The organism is Cupriavidus sp. 05L411 (assembly GCF_056398045.1).
This window is the reverse complement of the sequence record NZ_JBFTOQ010000024.1, coordinates 91,548-112,452: the sequence shown is the minus strand read 5'-3', so window position 1 is coordinate 112,452 and position 20,905 is coordinate 91,548. Positions and strand designations below refer to the sequence as shown.

Sequence of the window (20,905 nt, the reverse complement as noted above, 5' to 3'; positions counted from 1 at the left end):
GGTCGTGAATTCCGTTTTTGCGATCGCCGCCCGCTTCAGCTTGGCTGCGGCGATCCTTCGAAGTCTTGAATACGATGTTTGCGGGCTTGGGCTTAGAGGCTGTTTCAAAATGAAGCGAAGCGGTTCTGGCTAGGCGCGCGGCCGCAGACAGTACAAGTGGTACGGCCAGGCCGCGCAACGACGCCAGAATCTTTTTGAAATGGCCTCGCGCGCCGGCAGTTACTGCAGGAGCGCGGCCTCCAGGATGCCCAGCCCTTCGTCCATCACGGCGTCGGGGATGGTCAGCGGGAACAGGAAGCGCACCACGTTGCCGTAGACACCGCAGGAGAGCAGCAGCAGGCCGCGCTCCAGGGCGCGGTCTTGCACTTGCCGCGTGAATTCGGGATTGGGGCTGCCGTCGGCCTTGCGGAACTCCACGGCAATCATGGCGCCCACGCCGCGGACCTCGCCGATCTCCGGCACGCGCGACTTCAGGCCAGCGAGCTTGTCCTGCAGCCGCTGGCCGAGCGCGGCGCCGCGCTCGATCAGCTTCTCGCTCTCCAACACGTCCAACACCGCCAGCGCCGAAGCCACCGCCAGCGGGTTGCCAGCGTAGGTGCCGCCCAGCCCGCCGGGGGCCGGCGCGTCCATGATCTCGGCCCGGCCGCAAACGGCCGACAAAGGCATGCCGCCGGCCAGGCTCTTGGCCATGGTGGTCAGGTCCGGCGTAACGTCGTAGTGCTCCATGGCAAAGAGCTTGCCGGTGCGGCCAAATCCGGTCTGCACTTCATCGGCCACCAGCAGGATGCCGTGCTCGTCGCAGATGCCGCGCAGCGCGCGCACGAACTCGGCGGGCGCCACGTTGAAACCACCCTCGCCCTGGACCGGCTCGAAGATGATGGCCGCGACCCGCTTCGGGTCCACATCCGCCTTGAACAACTGGTGCAGCGCGTTGATCGAATCCTGCACGCTCACGCCATGCAACCCGTACGGGTACGGCGCGTGGAACACGTCGCCCGGGAACGGGCCAAACCCCACCTTGTACGGCACGATCTTGCCGGTCAGCGCCATGCCCATCATGGTGCGGCCGTGGAAACCGCCGGAGAAGGCAATGACGCCGGGGCGCCCGGTGGCCGCACGGGCAATCTTGATGGCGTTCTCGACGGCCTCGGCGCCGGTGGTGAAAAACGCGGTCTTCTTGGCAAACGCGCCCGGCGCGCGGGCGTTGATCTTCTCGGCCAGTTCGATATAGCTGGCATAGGGAACGATCTGGTAGGCGGTGTGCGTGAAGCGCTCCATCTGTGCCTGCATGGCTTGCACGAGGCGCGGATGGCGGTGACCGGTATTGAGCACGGCGATGCCAGCCGCGAAGTCGATGTAGCGGTTGCCTTCGACATCCCACAGTTCCGAGTTCTCGGCGCGCTCGGCATAGAAGTTGCACATCACACCAACGCCACGGGGCGTGGCGGCATCTTTGCGGCGTACCAGGTCTGCGTTCTTCATTGCATGCTCCATTGCATTGGTGTCCTGCTGTCTTGTCAGGATCTGGACGGCCGGCGCCGCGAGGGGCCGGCCGGGAAATCGGGGGAAAGCGCTTCGGGTCTGGCTTCGGGTCAGACCAGTGCGACCCGTCGGATGGCGTTAAAGCCGCTTTTTGTGTCTCCGGGCTTGTAACTCAACCGGTGGCCGGACCAATTCTATGGCTTTCGCAGAAGAATTGCCAAATGTTTTGATTTTTTGACAGGGTGGTCAGTCCAATTGAAGGCGATTGCTTCACGTTTTACCCAGAACACATGCAGCGATGTGCGGGAAAGACGACCGATAGCACCCGGAGCGCACGCCCGGCATGCTGCCAATCCGGGGCCAATTGGCCGGACCACTCCCGCTGGCGCCCCGGAAAGCCGGGAGAAACCCACCCTGCCCCTTGAACAGACACCGGGTTTTGCTGTATTGATCAGACCATCAGTCAATTTGCAGCGGCCTTGCCTTCATGTCCTTACTTCAAGCGGTTTCAGCGCAGCGCCTTTACCGGCTGATCGCCGACCAGATTGCCAAGAAAATCAGCGCAGGCGAGTTCGCCCCCGGCGAGCGCCTGCCAGCGGAGCGTGAGCTGGCCGAGCAGCTCAACGTCGCGCGCTCGACGTTGCGCGAAGCGTTGATCGCGCTCGAGATCGGCGGCTATATCGAGGTGCGCGTCGGCAGCGGCGTATTCGTGCTGGAACCCAAGGAGAACGGGCAGGCCGCCACCAACGGCACCGAGCCCGATCCGGCGGCCGAGATCGATGCCCGCCTGGGCGCGGCGCTGGAAGCCAGCCCGTTCGAGCTGATCGAGACGCGCACGCTGTTCGAACCGGAATGCGCGGCGCTGGCAGCCCAGCAAGGCACCCCCGAGCAGATCGCCGCCATCGAAGAGGCGCACCGGAAGATGAACCCCGATCAGTCGCCGGAAGCTGGCGACTTCGCGCACGACCGAGCCTTCCACCAGGCCATCGCCGATGCTTGCGGCAATGCGGCGCTGGCATCGGTGGTCACCCATGTATGGGATCTGTGCGAGGCCAGCCCCCTGTATAAGCGGCTCGACAAGCACTTTGTGGATGCGTCTGCCTGGCGCGCGGCGGTTGGTGAGCACGACCGCATCGTCAGCGCGATTGTGGCGCGGGACCCCATCCGGGCGCGCCACGCCATGTCGTTCCATCTGCTGGCGATTGTGTCGCGCTTGTCCGAAGACATCGCCGAGTAGGCCAGACAGACCCTTTGCCGGGCCCGGGCAATCCGGGTCCGGGCGCACACCGCTGGTGCAAGCCAGGCCCAATCCAGCTCCTCCCGCCGCCCACTTTCGCACCAATTCCACGCGCAGACCTTAACGAAAAGTGACATTTAGTCACTTTTCTTGCTGGCACGTGGCTTGCGTTAGCGAAGCCGAAGTGGTGAAATTCGCCCCAACAGGCCGGACCACCCGCCCACCAGACCTAGAACAACTACCTATTACGCTTAATTTCTCGGTCATCTACGCTATATTGGCCTGACCACCCGAACAAAAACATCCAAAGCATCACCCCGCACCGGCCCCCTTACCTCACGCGTGCCCAAGCCTGCCCGCATTACTGGAAAGCCTCATGAACCCCGACCACGCCCCCACCCACCAGCCCGAAGCCGGGCGAGCGCCCCGCAACATGAAGAAGATTGCCGCGGCCAGCGTCATCGGCACCACGGTCGAGTGGTATGACCTGTTTATCTTCGCCACGGCCTCGGCCCTGGTCTTCAACAAGGTCTTCTTCCCGGCCTTTGACCCGCTCACCGGCACGCTGCTCGCCTTTGGCACCTTCGCATCGGCCTATCTGGCCCGTATCCTCGGCGCCGCGCTGTTCGGCCACTTCGGCGACAAGGTCGGCCGCAAGTCCATGCTGCTGATCTCGCTCATCATGATGGGCTCGGCCACCTTTGCCATCGGCCTGCTGCCGGACTACCGCTCGATCGGTATCTGGGCGCCCATCCTGCTGCTCACCTTGCGCGTGATCCAGGGCCTGGCCCTGGGCGGCGAGTGGGGCGGCGCGGTGCTGATGGCGGTGGAACACGCCCCGGCCGACAAGCGCGGCCTGTACGGATCGTGGGTGCAGATCGGTGTGCCCGCCGGCACGCTGATCGCCAACCTGGCGTTCCTGCTCTGCAATGCCGTGCTGTCGAATGAGGCGCTGTTGTCCTGGGGCTGGCGCATTCCGTTCCTGGCCAGCGTCTTGCTGGTGGGCGTGGGCATGTACATCCGCCTGAACACGTCGGAAACGCCGTCGTTCAGCAAGGTCAAGGCCACCGCCGCGCAAGTGAAGATCCCGCTGGCGGAAGTGCTGACGAAATCGTGGAAGCAGGTCCTGCTGGGCGGCATCGCGACGATGTCGACCGGCACGGCCTTCAACCTGATCGTGGCGTTCGGGCTGACGTACGGCACGCAGACGCTTGGCTTCTCCCGCAACCAGATGCTCACCATCGCGCTGATCTCGTGCGCGCTGTGCATCGTGCTGCTGCCGCTGTTTGGCCTGCTGTCGGACAAGGTGGGCCGCAAGCCGGTGATCATCGGCGGCATCATCGCCGAGGCGCTGCTTGCCTTCCCGCTGTTCTGGCTGCTGGACACCAAGGTGTTCTCGTTCGCCCTGCTCGGCTACCTGCTGATGATGAGCGCCTTCGCGGCCAACTACGGCCCGATCGCCACGTTCCTGGCGGAGCTGTTCGGCACCAAGGTGCGTTACTCGGGCCTGTCGATCAGCTACATGCTGTCCGGGCTGCTGGGGAGCGCCGCCACGCCGATCATCACCACCGCGCTGCTGTCCGCCACGGGCCGCGGCTCTTCCGTTGCGTGGTACATGATCGGCTCCGCGCTGATTTCCGCCGCCGCGCTGTTGCTGCTGGCCGAGACGCTCAGCAGGCGTGCCCCGGCGGCGGCCACCGGGGTGGACGCCACCACCTCGCTGTCCTGAGTGAGCGCCATGCAAGCCAAACTTGACACGGCGCTGCTGCGCCAGCTTGAACGCGTGAGCTTCCCCACGCTCGGGCATTTCCTTGAAGACGGCTTTGCCAGCCACGAGATCCGCGCGCTCGCGCCCAACGTGAAGGTCGTTGGCCGTGCCGTCACGCTGCGCCTGGCCACGCCCAACGCCATTGCCGTGAACCGGGCGCTGGCCAGCCTCACGCCCGGCGATGTGCTGGTGATCGACGCCTGCGGCGACCATGCGCATGCCCCCGTTGGCGCCGTCACCGGCACCGCGGCCTTGTGCGCCGGCGCCAGGGGCATCATCGTGGACGGCGTGGTGACGGACATTCTGGAGCTGCGCGCCATGGGGATGCCGATATTCGCGCGCGGCACCAGCGTCCTGACCACCAAGCGCATCGACGACGGCGGCAGCGCCGTCAATGAGCCAGTGATCTGCGGCGGCGTCACCGTCAACCCGGGAGACATCGTGCTGGCGGATGACAACGGCGTGCTGTTCCTGGCGCCGGATGTCGCCGCCAGCATCATCAACCAGGCGCTGGCTTCCGATGAAGCCGAGCCGGCGATCCTGGCCCGGCTGCAGGCGGGTGAGCCAGCCAGTGCCGTGCTGTTCCAGGGCGATGGCCACGCGCCCGCTGCGAGAGAAACGCCATGAGCGCCCAAGCAACAAGACGGCCGCCAGGACTGCGGCGCAGCTGGCTGTTCGTGCCCGGCCTGGACCCCGTGCGCCAGCACGCGGCCCTGGAGAGCGGCCCGGATGTGGTGGTCGCCGACCTGGAGGAATTCACCAGCCCCGCGGACCGTCCCGCGGCGCGCGTGCGGATCGCCGCCCTGATGGGCGAATGCCGGGCGCGCGGCATTGTCGGCGCCGTGCGCGTCAACAAGCTGGATGGCGACGGGCTGGATGACCTGCGCGGCGTGCTGCCGGGCGCGCCCGCGGCGATCCTGCTGCCGCACACCGAGTCGGGCGCGCAGATCCTGGCGCTCGACCAGCTGATCACTGGCCTTGAGCGTGAGCTTGGCTTGCCGCAAGGCCACACCGAGATCGTGCCAACGCTGGAATCCGCGCGGGGCATCGTTGCCGCGCCAGCCATCCTGTCGGCCAGCCCGCGCGTCAGTGCCTGCCTGCTGGCGGCGGAAGACCTGAGCGCGGATCTCGATGCGGTGCGAGGCCCGGACGGCGTCGAGCTGCATCATGTGCGCGCGCGCTTCCTGGTGGACTGCATTGCCGCAGGCTGCGTGCCGATCGATTGTCCGTTCAACTACCAGGACGCTACGGCACTGGCTGAGGACCTCGCCTGGGCCCGGCGGATCGGGCTGAAGGCGAAATGCACGGTGTTCCCGCATCAGGTCGCCGCGATACACGCCGCGCTGACACCATCGGCGCAGCAGGTCGCGCAGGCGCAAGACAGGGTAGGCAGGTATGAGGCGGTGCGTGACGGCAAGCCCGCGCAGGGCCCGCACATCGATTCGCCGGACTACAACACGGCACGCCGCCTGCTGGCGCGCCATGCCGGGTTCGTGCAATGGGCGCAGGCCGCCGGAGGCACGGCGGCCTGCTAGCAGGTTAGCCAGTCAGCGAGTTGCCCATCTAGATGATGACCACCTTGTTCCTGCCGTCGGCCTTGGCCATATAGAGCGCGCGGTCCGCAAGCGCGAACCCCTCGCGAGACCCGGGCTCGACGGCGCCCTTCTTGCGCGCCAGCGATGCGCCGATGCTCAGCGTCACGCTGCCGAACGGCGAGCCGCGGTGCTCGATCTTCAAGCGCTCCACGCTCAGGCGCAGGTCTTCCAGCGCCGTCTCCAGCGCTGGCCGTGGCGCGCCGCACAGAAGCAGCCCGAACTCTTCCCCGCCCAGGCGCCCGGCGATCATGCGATGCGCATCGGCAATCGATTGCAGCACCGATGCGACCTCGCGCAGGCAGGTGTCGCCGGCCGGATGCCCGTAGGCGTCGTTGTATCGCTTGAACCAGTCGACGTCGACCATGACCGCGCCGATTTCTTCTCCGTCGGCCGTTTCATGCCATCTGCGGCGAACGCTCTCCAGCATGGCGCGCCGGTTGAACAGTTGCGTGAGCGGATCGATCGCGGTGGCAGTGCGCAGCTTCAGGTCGTTCTCGACCATGGCACGCAGGTGCCTGAAGACCTCGCACTGCGCCAGGGTGATGCGGTGCGGCGCCGAATCCATCGCGCAGAGCGCACCGACGACCGTGCCACAGGGCGCCTTGATCGGGATCGCTGCGTAGAAACGCACGAAGGGGAAGCATCTGACCAGCATGCATTCGCCAAAGCGTGGATCGGCCAGCGCGTCCTCGAGCACGAACAGGTCGCCGTGCCGCGCCACATGATCGCAAAGCGAATGCTTGCGCGAGATAGGCGAAAGCGGCATGCCCACCGCGGCCCGATAGTGCTGGTGCTCCTCGTCGAGCAGCGTGACCGCCGTCATGGCGGCACCCGTCGCATTCTTCAGGATCGCGGCGGCATGGCGAAAGCATTCGCGGATCACCTGGTCATCGTGCAGCAGCCAGTCGATGACGGACGGCTCGGCATGCTGCCCGCCGGCGTCAATCTCGGCCGGCAGCAGCCTGCTGGCGGGGCGGTCGTATTCAGTGGCGAGGCGCAAGATCTACTTTCGAAATCAACAGGTGCCCCTCCTAACGGCGAGCCATCCGCAAACTTGAATGCCTTGCGCCGGTCAGTCCGAGCGCCCCGGCAGCATGATGGGGCCATCCTGATCGGAGCTGCCGTCCATCACCACCAGCGCATCGCCAGCCCAGAACACCTCCGCCAACGGCACGCCGGACGCCGATGCCTGGCCGATCTGCTTCCCGTCGGCGGTGTACACCCGCACATAGCCGTTCACATAGTAGAGCTTGTCCGAGCCTTGTCCCGGAAAGGCCATGATCGGCACCCAGCTACGCCAGCTGGCCAGCTTGTATTTCTGATAGTAGAAGGCCCCGTTGGGGCTGTACGCCTTGCCGCCATAGGCCACGCCGTAATAACAGTAGAGATATGCGGGGTAAGCCAGGATGGCGATTGCCGCGGCAGCAATTAGAAGAGACTTTTTCTTCATTTATTGTTAAGTGATTGCCCAAACCAAGGGATTTCCCATTCGCCAGCGGGCCAACGGACCAACTGGCCAACGCGCCGGCGCGTCAACGTGCGGCCTGCCTCACCGGGACGAAGACCTCCCAGCGCTGGGTCCAGCCGCCTGCGGTACGCGGGCAGCGCACCGCTACGCTCTGGCTGGACAGCCCCTGGCTTTTCGGCGCCCATTGCACGCCCAGGGCCTTGGCGCAGCGGGGCACCAGCACCTTGTTGTTCGGCTCGCCCGCTACCCAGCGGGTGCCCGCTTGCTGGTTCTGCGCAGCCACGAACGCCGCGGCAGCCTGCTGTATCTGCGCCAGATCCTGAATGGGAGGCGGATTGTACGGCACCTCCGGCCCGCGGGCCTGCGCCGCCGTGCATGCCAGCCCGAGCGCAAGCGCCGCCATGACATGGCGCATCGGCATGCCGGGCCTCATGATCGCTCCCCTTGCCCAGGCGTTGCCTTGCGCTGGCGCCGCGCGCGCGCGTGCAGGCGGCGCAGTATCACGTCAAAGGACTCCAGCTGCCGGTTGATTTCCGCCTGGCCTTGCTCCACCAGGTAGCCACGGAAGGCAACCGCCACGCGCGGCAGGCGTACGCCCGGCAGGTTCAGTACGTACCAGTCGCGCTCGATGGGATTGCCTTGCAGCGGCAACAGCCCGATCAGCCCGGCCTGGAATTCCAGGGTGCAGGCGTGCAGGGAGAGAAATGCAAGCCCCAACCCTGCCGACACCATCCGCTTGATCGCCGCGTTGCTGGACAGCTCGGAACCCAGGGGCAGCCGCAGGCCGGCCTCCCTGAACAGCCGCTCCACGGTATTGCGCGTGCCGGAGCCGCGCTCGCGCACCAGCAGGTTCTCCGCCACCAGGTCCTGCAGCGTGAGATTGCGGCGCGCCATCAAAGGATGGTCCGGCGCCGCGATGAATGCCATGGGGTGCTTGGCGAACGGCGTCGCCTGCGTGCGGATGTCCGTGGGTGGCCGGCCAATGATGGCAAGGTCGATCTCATGCATGGCCAGCATCCGCACGATCTCCTCGCGGTTGCCCACATGGAGCTTGATCTTGACGTCGGGCTGGTCCGCGGTGAATGCCACCAGCATCGAGGGCAGCAGGTACTCCGCCGTCGTGATGGCGCCGACCCGCAGCGTGCCGGCCAGGTTGCCCTTGAGGGCCGCCACCTCCTCGGTGGCTTCGCGCCACAGCCGCAGGATCTGACCGGCGTAGCCCGCCATCACCTCACCGGCGGGCGTGAGCTGCGTGCCCCGGCCCGCGCGCTGCAGCAGCGGCGCCCCGATCGCTTCCTCGAGCAGCTTGAGCTGCAGCGACACCGTTGGCTGCGTGATGTGCAATTCCTCCGCCGCGCGGGAAACGCCGCCCAGGCGGGCAATGGCATCGATGGCATTGAGCTGCCGGAAGGTGGTGGTGCGATTCATAGTAGAAAACCTATTGGTCGGTTTTATAAACCAATTTTTCAATATGAAGCGGCTACCTTATAGTGCCCTGACCGGAAACGCAATCGCGTCCGCGTATCGAAACGTAGTGCATAGGGAGACGAAAAATGTCGCTGGAATTGCTGGTGCTTACCCTGGACGATGTACTCATCCGCGCGGACGAACTGCGCAAGTCCGGCTTCGGCGCAGCACCGCGAGAACGCGACGCCCTGCTCCACTCGCATGAGGATGCTTGCACCGGCGTGCGTGCCGGCAAGCCGGCCGAAATCCGTGCCCAGGCCACGCAGCTCATGCGCAGCGCGGAGCTGGGCGGCGCGCGGCTGGCGCTTGCCGCGCCGGTCGCATCGCGCACGCTGCACCTCCTGCTCGATAGCGCCATCGGGCCGGACTGGATGGGCCGCTTTACCGTCGTCGCCACGGCGGACGCGCTGCTGCCCCGGGAAACCGAGATCGAGCTTTACCGGCTGATCCTGCGCACGGCCGACGTACCGGCGCACCGCGCCTTGCTGGTTGGCGCCACGCCGAGCAGCCTGCGCGCCGCGCAAGCCGTCGGCATGCACACAGCCAGTGTTCAGCCAGCGTATGACGATGCGCCGCGCCAGGCAGGGGGATCCGCCGTGCTCTCAGGATCGCCGGATGCGCCCTGGCCGGACTTCCATGCGTTGGAGTGCATGGTGGACGGCAAGCAGCGGCCGGAGCCGCTCGCAGCAACAAGACCGCAATCACGGAGTTTCCCATGAACACCATCGTGATCGTCGGCGGCGGCGCCGCCGGACTGCAGGTCGCCACCCGCCTCGCCAGGCGGCTAGGCAAGCCAGGGCTCGCTGAAATCGTGCTGGTCGACCGCAGCCCCACGCACCTGTGGAAGCCACTGCTGCATGAAGTGGCCGCGGGCAGGCTCGAGCCCGTGGTTCACCATACGTCCTTCGCGCTGCAGGCCGAGCGCCATCGCTTCCGCTACGTGCAGGGCGACCTGCAGGCGGTGGATCGCATCAACCGCACCATCTCCGTGGCTATCGCCGGCACCGGCCATGGCGAGGGCGCAAAGATCCAGTCCATCGGCTACGACAAGCTGGTGCTTGCCGTTGGCGGCGTCACGCAGTACTTCGGCGTGCCCGGCGCGCGTGAGCACGCCCTGACGCTGGACAGCGTGAGCAGCGCGGAGCAGGTGCGCGACCGCGTGTTCACCGCCTTGCGCCGCAAGACCGCGCAGGCCGCGGCACAGCCGCAAGCGCCCACCGGCACAGTCCGCGTCGCCATCGTCGGCGCGGGCGCCACCGGCGTGCAGCTCGCGGCCCAGTTGCGCCGCACGTCCAGCGTGCTGAACCGTTACGGCATCCACCGGCTCGACCCGGTGAAGGACGTGGACATCTGCCTGATCGAAGCTTCCCCCGGGGTGCTCCCCGGCCTCGGCGCCCGGATCGCGGATCGCACCGGCGAGCAGCTCGCGCGGCTGAACATCCGCGTCCAGTGCGGCGCCCGCGTGACGTCCGTGAGCGAGAGCGGCCTGACCATGGCCGGCCAGGGACCCATGCAGGCGGATGTCGTGGTGTGGGCGGCCGGCATAGCCGCGCCGGGCATGCTGGCCAGCTTCGGGCTGCCGGTCAATGCCAAAGGGCAGATCCGCGTGCTGCCCACCCTGCAGAGCGTCGAGGACGAACATATCTACGCGATCGGCGACTGCGCCAGCTGCCGGCCCCAGGACCTCGATGCAGAGCTCCCCACGCGCGCGCAGGTTGCCTATCAGCAAGCGCTGTATCTTGCGCAAGCATTGCCACGGCGCTTGGCGGGCAAGCACACCGAGGGGTTCCGGTATCGCGACTATGGCTCGCTGGTCTGCCTGGCGGGAAGCAGCGCCATCGCCAGCCTGGCCGCGCCGGGCAAGGAGAGCGGCTGGCATATCGAAGGCAGGTTTGCCGCCGTGCTCCACCATGCCGTCTACCGCCGGCACGTGCTCGCCATCCACGGCTGGGGACGCGCGCTGGGGATGACGCTGGCCCAGGGGCTGGAGCGTTTGCTGGCGGCGGGCACGCGGCTGCACTGAGCCGCGCTTTCCTGACGAAAAGCGTGGCGTCTATCTTGCCGGCTTGATTGCCGTGATGAACGCATCGCTATGGAACCGGCCCGGAAGCAGCCCGTTGTCGCGCGTCAGCACGTGGCTGGCTGCATCCACCATCAGCGGATTGCCACAGGCGTACACCTCAAACGCCGAGAGATCCGGGAAGTCGCAAGCGACCGCCTCGTGCACAAAGCCCGTGCGCCCTGTCCATGAGCCATCCGGCTCGGACAGCACGGGAACGAAACGCAAGCGTTCGCTGGAAGCAGCCCAGTGCGCCGCGTCGTCCCACGCGTAGAGATCTTCCTTGCGCCGGCCGCCCCAATAAAGCGTGGCACCTCGCCTTGCGAGCGCCTCGTGGTGGCTACGCATGAACGAGGCAATTGGCGCGTAGCCCGTGCCGGATGCCAGCAGGATGACCGGGGCATCGGACTCCTGCAGGGTGAACGCCCCGAACGGCCCTTCCAGCCGCAGCACGTCCCTCTGTTTCAGCTTCTCATACACATGCGGCGAGAACCGCCCGCCGGGCATTGCGCGGACATGCCATTCGATCGTGCCCTGCGCATCCGGCGCGTTTGCCATGGAATAGCTGCGCCGCGTGCCGTCGCGCAGGATCACGTCCATATACTGGCCGGGGGAAAACGAGAAATCCGTCCCTCCCTGCACGTGCAACGACACGATGGCCACGTCCGGGCTCACCCGGCGCACCTGCGCCACCCGCGCGGGCGCTTGCACCACCCGGCGGCCGGGAATGGCGCCGACTTCCGGCGCTTCGATGATGACATCGGTCACCGGCCGCGCCACGCAGGTCAGGCAGTGCCCCGGCCGCACCCCTTCCGGGATGAAGCCGGCAGGGTATGCGACCTCCCCGGCGATCACCCGTGCCTCGCACGCATTGCACTCACCCCGGCGGCAACTGTGTTTCGGGAAGAAGCCTTGCGACACGGCGGTATCCAGCAGCGACGCGCCGGGCGCACACCGCAACTGGACACCCGCGGGCGCGATGGTCAGAGTCATCGCCGGCTCGGCCTGGTCCGCTGGCCGCGCCAGCTGCGCTTCAGTGTCGGGCGCCATCTTGCGCTTCCAGTTGCCGTGCCTTCAGATCCAGGGCGACATCCACGATCATGTCTTCCTGCCCCCCCACCATGCGGCGCTTGCCGAGTTCAACCAGGATGTCGACCGCTTTCAGGTCATGCTGGGCAGCCGCCGTTTCCGCGTGCCGCAGGAAGCTCGAATACACGCCTGCATAGCCCAGGGCGAGCGTCTCGCGGTCGACCCGCACCGGACGGTCCTGCAGGGGGCGCACCAGGTCGTCTGCGGCGTCCATCAGCTTGTAGAGGTCGCAGCCATGCGACCAGCCCTGGCGCTCGGCCGCAGCAATGAACACCTCCAGCGGCGCATTGCCCGCGCCGGCGCCCATCCCGGCCAGGCTGGCGTCGATCCGGTTGCAGCCCTCCTCGACCGCGACGATGGAGTTGGCCACGCCCAGGCTGAGGTTGTGGTGCGCATGCATGCCGGTGTGCGTGGCGGGATCCAGCACGTCCTTGAAGGCGCGGAAGCGGTCGCGCACGTCGTTCATGGTCAGTGCACCGCCGGAGTCCACCACATAGACGCAGGTGGCGCCGTAGCTTTCCATCAGCTTGGCTTGCTGGGCGAGAGCCTGCGGCGTTGTCATGTGGCTCATCATCAGGAAGCCCACGGTATCCATGCCGAGTTCCCGCGCGTACTCGATATGCTGGCGGGAAATGTCCGCCTCGGTGCTATGCGTTGCCACCCGGACCACGCGAGCCCCGGCATCATAGGCGGCGCGCAGGTCATGCGTGGTGCCGATTCCCGGCAGCAGCAAGGTGGCGATCTTGGCGCGGGTGACAGATTCGGCGGCGGCTGCGATCCACTCCACGTCGCTGTGCGCGCCGAAGCCGTAGTTGAATGAGGAGCCTTGCAGACCATCGCCATGCGCGACTTCGATTGAATCGACGTTGGCCTCGTCCAGCGCGCGCGCAATGGCCTTGACCTGCGCAATGCTGTACTGGTGGCGGATGGCGTGCGAGCCGTCCCGCAGGGTCACATCGGAGATATAGAGCTTGGGTTCCATCTTTTGTCCTGGGCTTTGTCCTGGGCTTGGGTTCTTCACGCTACCGCGGCCTCGCGCGCGGCAAGCTCGCGCCGTGCGAGCTGCTCGGCGGTGGCCAGCGCTGCCGAAGTCATGATGTCTAGGTTGCCGGCATAGGCGGGCAGATAGTGAGCGGCGCCCTCCACTTCGAGGAAGACCGAGGTCTTCAGCCCGCTCATGCGCCCGACACCCGGGATGTTCAGCGGCTGGCTTTCGTCGAATCGCTCGAACTGCACCCGTTGCTTGAGCCGGTAGCCGGGCACGTAGGCGTTGACGCGAGCCACCATGGCCTCCACCGCTGCCTCGATGCGCGTGGTGTCCGCCATATCCGACAGCGTGTACACCGTGTCGCGCATCAACAGCGGCGGCTCCGCCGGATTGAGCACGATGATGGCCTTGCCCTTGCGGGCGCCACCCACCACTTCCAGCGCACGGGAGGTGGTCTCCGTGAACTCGTCGATATTGGCGCGGGTTCCCGGTCCGGCCGACTTGCTGGAGATCGATGCCACGATCTCCGCGTAATGGACCTGTGCCACCGAGGCAACCGCCGCGACGATGGGAATGGTGGCCTGCCCGCCGCAGGTGACCATGTTGACGTTGCGGCCATCGAGGTTGGCGTCGAGGTTGACCACGGGGACGCAATACGGCCCGATGGCGGCCGGCGTCAGGTCGACCACGCGAATACCCGGCTTGCGTGCGCGCAACAGCTTGTCGTTCTCGATATGGGCGCCAGCCGAGGTGGCATCGAACACGATGTCGATATCGGCGAACGCCGGCATGTCGACCAGGCCAGCCACGCCCGTCGCGCACGTGGCAACCCCAAGCCGGGCGGCGCGCGCAAGACCGTCCGAGGCGGGGTCGATGCCGACCATCACGCCCATTTCGAGGTGCTGGCCATGGCGCAGGATCTTGATCATCAGGTCCGTGCCGATATTGCCGGAGCCGACGATCGCGGCCTTCAGTTTTTGGGTCATGATTTTGCTTCCGTTAGCCCTGGGATATTCTGTCTGGATAGATCACGGACTCGCAGTCCGAATAGAGGCGGTCCACATCGCCGGCGCGCAGCGTCAGTACCGCACGCTGGTTGATGTAGCCCTTGTCGGTGATTTCGCCCTGCTCGATCGCCGGCGCAGCGGACAGCAGCACCGCGCGCGCCGGCCGCTGGGAAGACCCGGCACCCCTGCCAAGGTCGGCCAGCACCGCGCCAAGCGCTCGCTGCACCGCCGGCACCAGCCCCAGCGACTTGCCGCAAAGCGTGCCGTCCTGGTCGTTGGCAAGCGCACGCAGCTTCGCGCTGGGAAACACCAGCAGGCCGACTTCATCGCGATCGTGCCCGGTAACGACGATATCCAGCGCATAGGGCGACATCGCCGAGACCGCGCGCACGCGCAGCGAGCCGACCGATACCCAGGTGCCCGTCGTCAGCTTGAAGTCTTCGGACACCCGGCCATCGAAGATGACGCCGCTGTTCGGGTCGGCCGGATCGGCGAGCCGGCCCGCATCGCCCATGCAGTAGAAGCCTTGCTCGTCGAACGCGGCGCGCGTCTTCTCCTCGTCACCGAGATAGCCAGCGAAGATCGACGGCCCGCGCACCCGCAGTTCGTGCTTGCCCTGGCACGGCACGAACTTCAGCTCTACGCCGGGAACAGGCACACCGATATTGCGCGGGTCCGAAGACGAGAAATGCGCGCTGGTCACCACCGGCGAAGTCTCCGTCGAACCCCACTCCGTTGTGAAGAACAACGATCGATGCCGGGCGCCGCGCGCCACCGCGCGCAGGCGCTCCGCAGTCTTCTGCGGCAGGGCCGCGGCCGCGAAGAACAGCATGTCCAGCCGCTCGAACAGCGCCGTGGCCAAGGCTTCATCCGCCTCCAGGTAGGGCAGCAGCGCGTCATAGCCCTTGGGCACATTGAAGAACAGCGTCGGGCGAACCTGGCGGATGCCCTCGATGGTCCGCTCGATCAGGCCCGGCGCGGGGCGGCCGTCGTCGATGTACAGGGCGCCGCCATTGCGCAGCACCAGGTTGAAATTGTGGTTGGCGCCGAAGGTATGGCTCCAAGGCAGCCAGTCCAGCACCACGGGATGCGTTTCATCGACGAACGGCCAGCACTGCGCGATCATCTGCTGGTTGGCGCACAGCATCTCGTGCGTATTCGGCACCAGCTTGGGCGCCCCGGTGGAGCCGGAAGTCAGCAGGATGCGAGCGATGGTGGCCCCCGTGATGCTGCGCAGCGCCTCATCCACGCCGGGCCCGGCGCTGGCCGCGCACAGCGCGGAGAACGGCAGCTCGCCGCCGGCCGCGCCCTGCGCATAGACCACGGGACACGAGAGCCCGGCACGCCGTATCGCCGCCCCGTACAAGGCGGCGTCCTCCGCATAGACAAGGCCGGGATGCAGGCTGGCGAGGATGGCGTGCAGTTTGGCGTGATCGCTGCTCATCCTGGCATAGGCTGACGACACCACAGCGATGCGCAGTCCCACGTGCATGGCAGCCAGCGACAGCAGCGCCAGGTTCACGCTGTTGTCCGACAGCGCGACCACGGGATCTTCCGGCGCAATATCGAGATCCAGCAACGCCTGGCCGATATTGCGGACCGTGGCATGGGCCTCGCCGTAGCTGACGGTATGCCAGCCCGAACCCCGGCGCTCCGCCAGGAAGACGCGCGCAGGCGCCTTGGCCGCCCATCGTGCTAGCCAATCGCCGATGCAGCGATCGAAATCTGCCAGCGGTACCGAGGAGCGCAAGACAAAGCTGCCATCGGGCAGGTCGGTGCGCAGGATGCTGGGCTCCGCCAGCCAAAGGCCAGCATCCGGTCCGGCGGCGCGGCGGCCGACGGCGGACGCGCGAGTCAATTGGTTTGCGTCCATGCGCCCTCCTCCAGCTTGGCGAGGATGCAGCCCCGAGCGGCCCACGCGGACACCATGATCCCCGCCGCAATTGCGGCAGCGTATTTGATTCCCATTGTTGTCTCCGAATCGCCCGTTCTTGCGACGGGCGTTAGCGTCAATCCACGTGGCAGCGCACCTGCCCCAGCCCTTCGATCTCCAAATGCAGCGCGTCGCCACTGCCGATCTTGAACATGGGCCCAAGCGCGCCAGAGAGCACGACGTCGCCAGCCCGCAGCGGCTCGCCCATCACGGTCATGGTGCGTGCCAGCCACCAGGCGGCATGCAGCGGGTGGCCCAGGCAGGCGGCGCCGTTGCCCTCCGACGCCGGTTCGGCGTTGCGCGTAAAACGCATCGCGCAGTCGGCCAGCGCCAGGTCGGTCACGCGCTTCGGATCGGTGCCGAGCACGTAGAGACCGCAGGACGCGTTGTCCGCCACCGTATCGACCAGCGTGATCTTCCAGTCCTGGATGGCGCTGTCGACGATCTCGATGGCGGGCAATGCGAATTCGATGGCACGAAGGAAACGCCCCCAGGTCATTGCTTCGTCATCAAGATCGCGGCCGATGACGAAGGCGACCTCCCCTTCCGCCTTCGGCTGGATCAGTGAGCCCGAGGGAATGGCCGCGCCGGACAGGAACTCCATGTCCGCGAACAACACGCCGAAATCCGGCTGGTTGACGCCTAATTGCGCCTGCACGGCCTTCGATGTCAGGCCGATCTTCTTGCCGCTGATGACGCGGCCTTCGCGCAGCGCGCGTCCCGTGTTGGCGGCGGCAACGGCATAGGCCGCCTCGAGTCCGTCGATGCCGAAGGTCTCCGAGATCCTGGCGATGGGGCTGCGCTCGCGGCGGGCCTGGTACAGAGCCTCGGCCGCCTGCTGGATGGGGGTATCTTTCATCGTCGTCTACCTCGTGATGCTTGTTGTCTGGTCTTTGCCTGCTTGTCCGTCAGGTCAGGCGGCGGCGAGCCGCTCCACGGCGGCGGCCTGGGCTGCGCGATATCTCGGCAGCAACTGCAGGATCTGCTCAGCTTCTCCCGCCAGGCAGGCGGCATAGCTGTCAGCCAGCGCCGTGACCACGTCCTCGACCGAGCCGACCGCATCGATCGCGCCGACACCATGGCCTGCCGACCATACGTCCCGCCATGCCTTCGGCGCCGAGGCAATGTCGCCGGAGAAATCGATCTTCTTCTCCTCCTTGAGCTTGTCGGGGGTGAATCCCGCCGCCGCAACCGTCGGCTTGAGCCAGTTCGCCATCACGCCCGATACGGCGGTGGACTGCACCAGGTCCTCCATATTGCTGGCCACCAGCATGTCGCGGTAAGCGGGCGCCGCCATGCTCTCCCGCGTTGCGATCAGGCGGGTGCCGACCACCACGAAATCGGCGCCCAGCAACTGCGCGGCCCGTATCTGCGCACCGCTGGATATGGCGCCCGCCAACCCAACCGGGCCGTCCCAGAAGCGGCGCACTTCCGCCAGGAAGGCGAAGGGGTGATAGGTGCCGGTGTGGCCGCCGGCACCGCTGGTGACCAGCACCAGGCCGTCGACGCCGGCAGCGATCGCCTTGCGAGCCAGCGCCGGCGAGATGACATCCGCCATCACCAGCCCGCCGTAGCCGTGCACGCGTTCGAGCACGCGCCGGGGGCTGCCCAGCGCCGTGGTCACGATGCCTGGGCGATACCGTTCCACCAGTGCCATTTCCGCGTCGAAGCGGTCATAGCTGCTGTGGACGATCATGTTCAGTGCCCACGGCACTTGCGGGTGCTGGGCTGCCTCGGCTGCGATCTGCGCCAGCGCCGCATCGAGCGCGGCCAGGTTGCGCGCATTCGGGGCGGCGTAGGTGCCGATGATGCCGGCCTTGAGGCTGGCGGCCACCAGTTCCGGGCCGGAGACCAGGAACATGGGCGCGCCCATGACCGGCAGACGCGCGCGGGCGAAGACGTTGCGCAAGGCAGCGTGCGAGGCGCGAGGGGGTGCGTTGGGTGCGTTGGGTGCGTTGGGTGCGTTGGGTGCGGCGTTGGGCGATGCGTTGGGGGCGTTCATCTTGTCTCGTTCATGTCTCGTTCTTATCTCATGCTGATCGGCTAGCGCCGGCCTGGCCGCCCGCGGACTTCCCAGCCGCAGTCGCTTTGCAGGATGGCGGCCGTGGTGGCCGGGGAATTGGTGCGCGATGCCAGCAGCACGTAGTGCCCGGTGTGGTCCTCCGGCTGGGCGATGAAGCCCAGCGGCATCGCGTTGGCCACGGCGTCCGAGAAGCCGGGGATCTCAGACAGCCGGGCCTCCTGCTTGCCAAGGGATTCCGGGCCCTTCAGCGGCGTTACGGTGCCACCGGGGGCCACGCCGTTCACGCGGATCTCCGGCGCCAGCTCGTAGGCCAGCTGCCGGATCAGGCCGACGCAGGCGTGCTTGGAGGCCACGTAGACCGGGCCGCCGCCGCCGGCATAAAAACTGGCGTTCGACAGCGTGAAGATCATGCTGCCGCGGCGCTCACGCAGTGCGGGCGCGGCGGCATGGGCGGCCAGGAGGTAGCCCAGCACGTTGACGTCGAACACCTCGCGAAAGGTCGCGCTGACCACACCCGGCTCCAGCTTGCGCAGCGTGGCGAAGTGATCCCATACGCCAGCGTTGCCAACCAGGGTGTCGAGCTTGCCGAAGGCTTTGACGGTGGCCTGCACCGCCTGCGCGTTGGCGTCTTCCGAGCGCACGTCGCCCACGGTGATCGCCACGCGGTCGCCAAACTCCGCGCGCATGGCGTCAGCGCTCTGCGCGTTGCGCACCAGCACGCCGACGCCGGCTGCGCCCTCCGCCAGGAATCTGCGGGTGACCGCCAGGCCAATGCCTGAGTTGGCGCCGGTCACCAATGCCACATCGTTATCGAGCCAGCCCATGGTCAGAAGAAGGTATTGAGGTTTTTGGACATCAGCAGGGACTGCGTGATGACAATCTTGCGCCGGGCGATCCGAAAATCCTCGCCATGGACGCGCAGCACGTCCTCGCGCCGGCCAAGCAACAGATCGTTGTCCGCCTCGCCCCGGCTGCGGTAGTTGACGAAGACCGAATGCACGATGAACTCGCCATCGGCCGCGCCCGCGTACGCTTCGATATTGCTGATGACGTGCACATGGCGGGTCGGCGGATCCTCGGCCCACGCGGAGGGTTGCTTGAAGCGGGCCACGCGGCGTTCCAGGTCGAAGTGGTTGTCGTCGAAATACGCGCCACGCCCCACGCCGTAGGCACCCAGCTTGTCCGCGCGGCGGCGGTTCTCGATGGCCGGCATCCAGTAGTGGATGTCGTCCGTCATCAGCGCCAGCCAGTCGCTCCACGCCTCGCTGTCGAGCAGGCGCGCCTCGCGATAGAGGAACTGCTGCACCCGATGGGCGGTGGCAAGGTCCACCGCCTGCAGCGCCAGGGCCTGTGGCAGCGGTTGGGGGAGCGCGCTCATGCGACCTCCTTCAGGCTGTCGTTGACGAACGCGCTCTCAGGCAAGCTTGGCTTGTCGCGCACCGGGACTTCATCCCAGGCGCGCGCCTGCATCAGGTCCAGCCAGCGCTGGTAAAACGCGCGGTGGTTGGCTTCGTTCACCTGGTTGCGATAGACATTGCCAGGCAGCTCGCTGCCCTCCAGCCGGGAGTCGAGGCCCAGGCCCATGTACAGGTCTTGCTGGCGCGTGACGAAGCCGGCATTGGTGCGGGTGGAGAACTCGAAGTTCTCGCCATCGTCCATCTCGAACACACCGGAGGGCGAGAACGTCAGCATGGTGCCCTTCAGCCAGCGATCCTTGATGTCCTGCGGCGCGCTCTTGTTGACAATGGTCCAGGTGTGCAGCTCGATCTTGCCCGGGCCGCGCGGATGCCAGACGCGGAAGGTGTTCTGTCCCGGCAGGAAAGACAGGTTCGGAAAGACGCTCACCGAGGAGATCGAACCGATCATCCTGGAGCGGAACTCGCCGAGCCGCTTTGCCACCAGCGGCTGGATCCCGTACAGGTACTTGCGGATCTCCTTGTCGCCCAGGGTCGCGGCATTGCCGACGACGTCCAGGTTGAATTCCCAGCCGTGCCCGTTGACATTGACATGGTACGAATCCGGATCCTTGAAGACCTCGGCCACCGGGCCGCCAAGCATGGCGCGCGCGGCGGAGTCATGGGTCCACAACGCGTGGTAGATATCACCGATGAAGTTCTCGACCGGGACTTTCCAGTTGCAGTTAATCACCGACTTGACGCAGCTGCCGACAAACTCCGTGCCCTCGCCGTCCATGTCCAGCATGACGTCGAGGTAGTAGCGGAAGTCGCCCAGGAAGTCCTCCAGCGAGGGCGCGTCCGGATCCATGTTGCCGAACACCAGCCCCTTGTAGCTCGCAACCTTGGCAACCGGGTGCAAGCCGTGTTCCGAGCGGTCCATGCCGCTGGCCTCGAACAGCTCCTGCCCCGCCATGCCACGCAAGGCGCCATCGATGCCAAAGCTCCAGCCATGGTAGTTGCAGACAAAGCTGCGCGCGTTGCCCGCGTCGGTGAAGTTCAGCTTGTTGCCGCGATGCGGGCAGGTGTTCAGGAAGGCACGGATGGAAGCGTCCTTTTGCCGCACCACGATCACGTTGTCTTCCGCCATATAGGTGGTGACGTAGTCGCCCGCCTTGGGAATCTGCGATTCATGCGCGAGAAAGAGCCAGCTGCGCGCGAAGATCTTTTCCAGTTCCTGTTCGTAGATGCGCTGGTCCCAGTAGACGCGGCGCGACAGCCTGCCAGCGTTCAGGTCCAACAGGCGATCCAGGTCGCGCAGGGGCGCGCTGGCGGGATCCTTGCGCAAGCGTTCGCAGTTGCCGCTGCAGTCGTGTGTCATGTTCACTCTCTCAA

Annotated in this window: 20 protein-coding genes; 6 read left to right on the top strand and 14 right to left on the bottom strand. The window is 66.5% G+C overall.

Annotated elements, in window-relative coordinates:
- Positions 1-219 precede the first annotated feature (219 nt).
- Complete coding sequence (gene gabT / locus AC1DQR_RS25320; protein ID WP_416051970.1) at positions 220-1,482, bottom strand: 4-aminobutyrate--2-oxoglutarate transaminase; 1,263 nt, start codon at positions 1,480-1,482, stop codon at positions 220-222.
- Positions 1,483-1,969: 487 nt separating this feature from the next.
- Between gabT and AC1DQR_RS25315 the strand changes: the two genes are divergently transcribed.
- The 4 genes from AC1DQR_RS25315 to AC1DQR_RS25300 all read left to right on the top strand — a co-directional run bounded on the left by AC1DQR_RS25315 (position 1,970) and on the right by AC1DQR_RS25300 (position 6,022).
- Entirely contained in the window at positions 1,970-2,719 is a 750-nt protein-coding gene (locus AC1DQR_RS25315; RefSeq protein WP_043354300.1) for a FadR/GntR family transcriptional regulator, read from the top strand.
- A 376-nt stretch (positions 2,720-3,095) separates the two neighbouring features.
- Positions 3,096-4,448 (top strand): MFS transporter, encoded by a 1,353-nt coding sequence (locus AC1DQR_RS25310; RefSeq protein ID WP_416051969.1) that lies wholly within the window; start codon positions 3,096-3,098, stop codon positions 4,446-4,448.
- Positions 4,449-4,457: 9 nt separating this feature from the next.
- The gene (locus tag AC1DQR_RS25305; protein ID WP_416051968.1) at positions 4,458-5,114 is read left to right on the top strand and encodes an RraA family protein; all 657 of its coding nucleotides are present in this window, start codon (positions 4,458-4,460) and stop codon (positions 5,112-5,114) included.
- A complete protein-coding gene (locus AC1DQR_RS25300; RefSeq protein WP_416051967.1) occupies positions 5,111-6,022 on the top strand; it encodes an HpcH/HpaI aldolase/citrate lyase family protein in 912 nt (303 codons plus the stop codon). Before AC1DQR_RS25305 ends, AC1DQR_RS25300 begins: the two co-directional genes overlap by 4 nt.
- Before the next feature lie 28 nt (positions 6,023-6,050).
- Here AC1DQR_RS25300 and AC1DQR_RS25295 read toward each other — a convergent pair whose 3' ends face one another.
- The 4 genes from AC1DQR_RS25295 to AC1DQR_RS25280 all read right to left on the bottom strand — a co-directional run bounded on the left by AC1DQR_RS25295 (position 6,051) and on the right by AC1DQR_RS25280 (position 8,978).
- Entirely contained in the window at positions 6,051-7,082 is a 1,032-nt protein-coding gene (locus AC1DQR_RS25295; RefSeq protein ID WP_477134002.1) for a sensor domain-containing diguanylate cyclase, read from the bottom strand.
- A gap of 72 nt (positions 7,083-7,154) precedes the next feature.
- The gene (locus AC1DQR_RS25290; RefSeq protein ID WP_416051965.1) at positions 7,155-7,532 is read right to left on the bottom strand and encodes a hypothetical protein; all 378 of its coding nucleotides are present in this window, start codon (positions 7,530-7,532) and stop codon (positions 7,155-7,157) included.
- An 82-nt stretch (positions 7,533-7,614) separates the two neighbouring features.
- Positions 7,615-7,983 carry a hypothetical protein gene (locus tag AC1DQR_RS25285; protein ID WP_416051964.1) on the bottom strand — a complete coding sequence of 123 codons (369 nt, stop codon included), beginning with the start codon at positions 7,981-7,983 and terminating at the stop codon, positions 7,615-7,617.
- Positions 7,980-8,978, bottom strand: coding sequence for a LysR family transcriptional regulator (locus AC1DQR_RS25280; protein ID WP_416051963.1), 999 nt, complete (start codon positions 8,976-8,978; stop codon positions 7,980-7,982). Before AC1DQR_RS25280 ends, AC1DQR_RS25285 begins: the two co-directional genes overlap by 4 nt.
- A gap of 125 nt (positions 8,979-9,103) precedes the next feature.
- Here AC1DQR_RS25280 and AC1DQR_RS25275 point away from each other — a divergent pair, with 125 nt between their 5' ends.
- On the top strand, positions 9,104-9,736 hold the full coding sequence (locus tag AC1DQR_RS25275) for an HAD family hydrolase (protein ID WP_477134001.1): 633 nt from the start codon (positions 9,104-9,106) through the stop codon (positions 9,734-9,736).
- Positions 9,733-11,040, top strand: coding sequence for an NAD(P)/FAD-dependent oxidoreductase (locus AC1DQR_RS25270; RefSeq protein ID WP_416051961.1), 1,308 nt, complete (start codon positions 9,733-9,735; stop codon positions 11,038-11,040). The genes AC1DQR_RS25275 and AC1DQR_RS25270 overlap by 4 nt, the downstream gene beginning before the upstream one ends.
- A 30-nt stretch (positions 11,041-11,070) precedes the next feature.
- On the opposite strand, the gene AC1DQR_RS25265 is transcribed toward AC1DQR_RS25270, so the two are convergent.
- From AC1DQR_RS25265 to AC1DQR_RS25225, 9 genes are all read right to left on the bottom strand, one after another.
- A complete protein-coding gene (locus tag AC1DQR_RS25265) occupies positions 11,071-12,126 on the bottom strand; it encodes an FAD-binding oxidoreductase (protein WP_416051960.1) in 1,056 nt (351 codons plus the stop codon).
- Entirely contained in the window at positions 12,110-13,147 is a 1,038-nt protein-coding gene (gene dmpG / locus AC1DQR_RS25260) for a 4-hydroxy-2-oxovalerate aldolase (RefSeq protein ID WP_416051959.1), read from the bottom strand. Before dmpG ends, AC1DQR_RS25265 begins: the two co-directional genes overlap by 17 nt.
- 35 nt (positions 13,148-13,182) lie before the next feature.
- The gene (locus tag AC1DQR_RS25255) at positions 13,183-14,142 is read right to left on the bottom strand and encodes an acetaldehyde dehydrogenase (acetylating) (protein WP_416053224.1); all 960 of its coding nucleotides are present in this window, start codon (positions 14,140-14,142) and stop codon (positions 13,183-13,185) included.
- A gap of 10 nt (positions 14,143-14,152) precedes the next feature.
- The gene (locus AC1DQR_RS25250) at positions 14,153-16,033 is read right to left on the bottom strand and encodes a feruloyl-CoA synthase (protein ID WP_416051958.1); all 1,881 of its coding nucleotides are present in this window, start codon (positions 16,031-16,033) and stop codon (positions 14,153-14,155) included.
- A gap of 136 nt (positions 16,034-16,169) precedes the next feature.
- Positions 16,170-16,952 (bottom strand): 2-keto-4-pentenoate hydratase, encoded by a 783-nt coding sequence (locus tag AC1DQR_RS25245; RefSeq protein WP_416051957.1) that lies wholly within the window; start codon positions 16,950-16,952, stop codon positions 16,170-16,172.
- 54 nt (positions 16,953-17,006) lie between these two features.
- A complete protein-coding gene (locus AC1DQR_RS25240) occupies positions 17,007-18,095 on the bottom strand; it encodes an NAD(P)H-dependent flavin oxidoreductase (RefSeq protein ID WP_477134000.1) in 1,089 nt (362 codons plus the stop codon).
- Between the two features lie 41 nt (positions 18,096-18,136).
- Positions 18,137-18,940: a 3-(cis-5,6-dihydroxycyclohexa-1,3-dien-1-yl)propanoate dehydrogenase gene (gene hcaB, locus AC1DQR_RS25235; RefSeq protein WP_416051955.1), complete on the bottom strand. Its 804-nt coding sequence runs from the start codon at positions 18,938-18,940 to the stop codon at positions 18,137-18,139.
- A gap of 2 nt (positions 18,941-18,942) precedes the next feature.
- The gene (locus AC1DQR_RS25230; protein ID WP_416051954.1) at positions 18,943-19,494 is read right to left on the bottom strand and encodes a 3-phenylpropionate/cinnamic acid dioxygenase subunit beta; all 552 of its coding nucleotides are present in this window, start codon (positions 19,492-19,494) and stop codon (positions 18,943-18,945) included.
- On the bottom strand, positions 19,491-20,891 hold the full coding sequence (locus AC1DQR_RS25225; protein WP_477133999.1) for an aromatic ring-hydroxylating dioxygenase subunit alpha: 1,401 nt from the start codon (positions 20,889-20,891) through the stop codon (positions 19,491-19,493). The genes AC1DQR_RS25230 and AC1DQR_RS25225 overlap by 4 nt, the downstream gene beginning before the upstream one ends.
- Positions 20,892-20,905: the final 14 nt, after the last annotated feature.

What these genes read in the sequence shown, in the direction of transcription:
- gabT (WP_416051970.1), bottom strand. Translation starts at nt 1,482, where the DNA reads ATGAAGAACGCAGACCTGGTACGCCGCAAAGATGCCGCCACGCCCCGT.
- AC1DQR_RS25315 (WP_043354300.1), top strand. Translation starts at nt 1,970, where the DNA reads ATGTCCTTACTTCAAGCGGTTTCAGCGCAGCGCCTTTACCGGCTGATC.
- AC1DQR_RS25310 (WP_416051969.1), top strand. Translation starts at nt 3,096, where the DNA reads ATGAACCCCGACCACGCCCCCACCCACCAGCCCGAAGCCGGGCGAGCG.
- AC1DQR_RS25305 (WP_416051968.1), top strand. Translation starts at nt 4,458, where the DNA reads ATGCAAGCCAAACTTGACACGGCGCTGCTGCGCCAGCTTGAACGCGTG.
- AC1DQR_RS25300 (WP_416051967.1), top strand. Translation starts at nt 5,111, where the DNA reads ATGAGCGCCCAAGCAACAAGACGGCCGCCAGGACTGCGGCGCAGCTGG.
- AC1DQR_RS25290 (WP_416051965.1), bottom strand. Translation starts at nt 7,532, where the DNA reads ATGAAGAAAAAGTCTCTTCTAATTGCTGCCGCGGCAATCGCCATCCTG.
- AC1DQR_RS25285 (WP_416051964.1), bottom strand. Translation starts at nt 7,983, where the DNA reads ATGAGGCCCGGCATGCCGATGCGCCATGTCATGGCGGCGCTTGCGCTC.
- AC1DQR_RS25280 (WP_416051963.1), bottom strand. Translation starts at nt 8,978, where the DNA reads ATGAATCGCACCACCACCTTCCGGCAGCTCAATGCCATCGATGCCATT.
- AC1DQR_RS25275 (WP_477134001.1), top strand. Translation starts at nt 9,104, where the DNA reads ATGTCGCTGGAATTGCTGGTGCTTACCCTGGACGATGTACTCATCCGC.
- AC1DQR_RS25270 (WP_416051961.1), top strand. Translation starts at nt 9,733, where the DNA reads ATGAACACCATCGTGATCGTCGGCGGCGGCGCCGCCGGACTGCAGGTC.
- AC1DQR_RS25265 (WP_416051960.1), bottom strand. Translation starts at nt 12,126, where the DNA reads ATGGCGCCCGACACTGAAGCGCAGCTGGCGCGGCCAGCGGACCAGGCC.
- dmpG (WP_416051959.1), bottom strand. Translation starts at nt 13,147, where the DNA reads ATGGAACCCAAGCTCTATATCTCCGATGTGACCCTGCGGGACGGCTCG.
- AC1DQR_RS25250 (WP_416051958.1), bottom strand. Translation starts at nt 16,033, where the DNA reads ATGGACGCAAACCAATTGACTCGCGCGTCCGCCGTCGGCCGCCGCGCC.
- AC1DQR_RS25245 (WP_416051957.1), bottom strand. Translation starts at nt 16,952, where the DNA reads ATGAAAGATACCCCCATCCAGCAGGCGGCCGAGGCTCTGTACCAGGCC.
- AC1DQR_RS25240 (WP_477134000.1), bottom strand. Translation starts at nt 18,095, where the DNA reads ATGAACGCCCCCAACGCATCGCCCAACGCCGCACCCAACGCACCCAAC.
- hcaB (WP_416051955.1), bottom strand. Translation starts at nt 18,940, where the DNA reads ATGGGCTGGCTCGATAACGATGTGGCATTGGTGACCGGCGCCAACTCA.
- AC1DQR_RS25230 (WP_416051954.1), bottom strand. Translation starts at nt 19,494, where the DNA reads ATGAGCGCGCTCCCCCAACCGCTGCCACAGGCCCTGGCGCTGCAGGCG.
- AC1DQR_RS25225 (WP_477133999.1), bottom strand. Translation starts at nt 20,891, where the DNA reads ATGACACACGACTGCAGCGGCAACTGCGAACGCTTGCGCAAGGATCCC.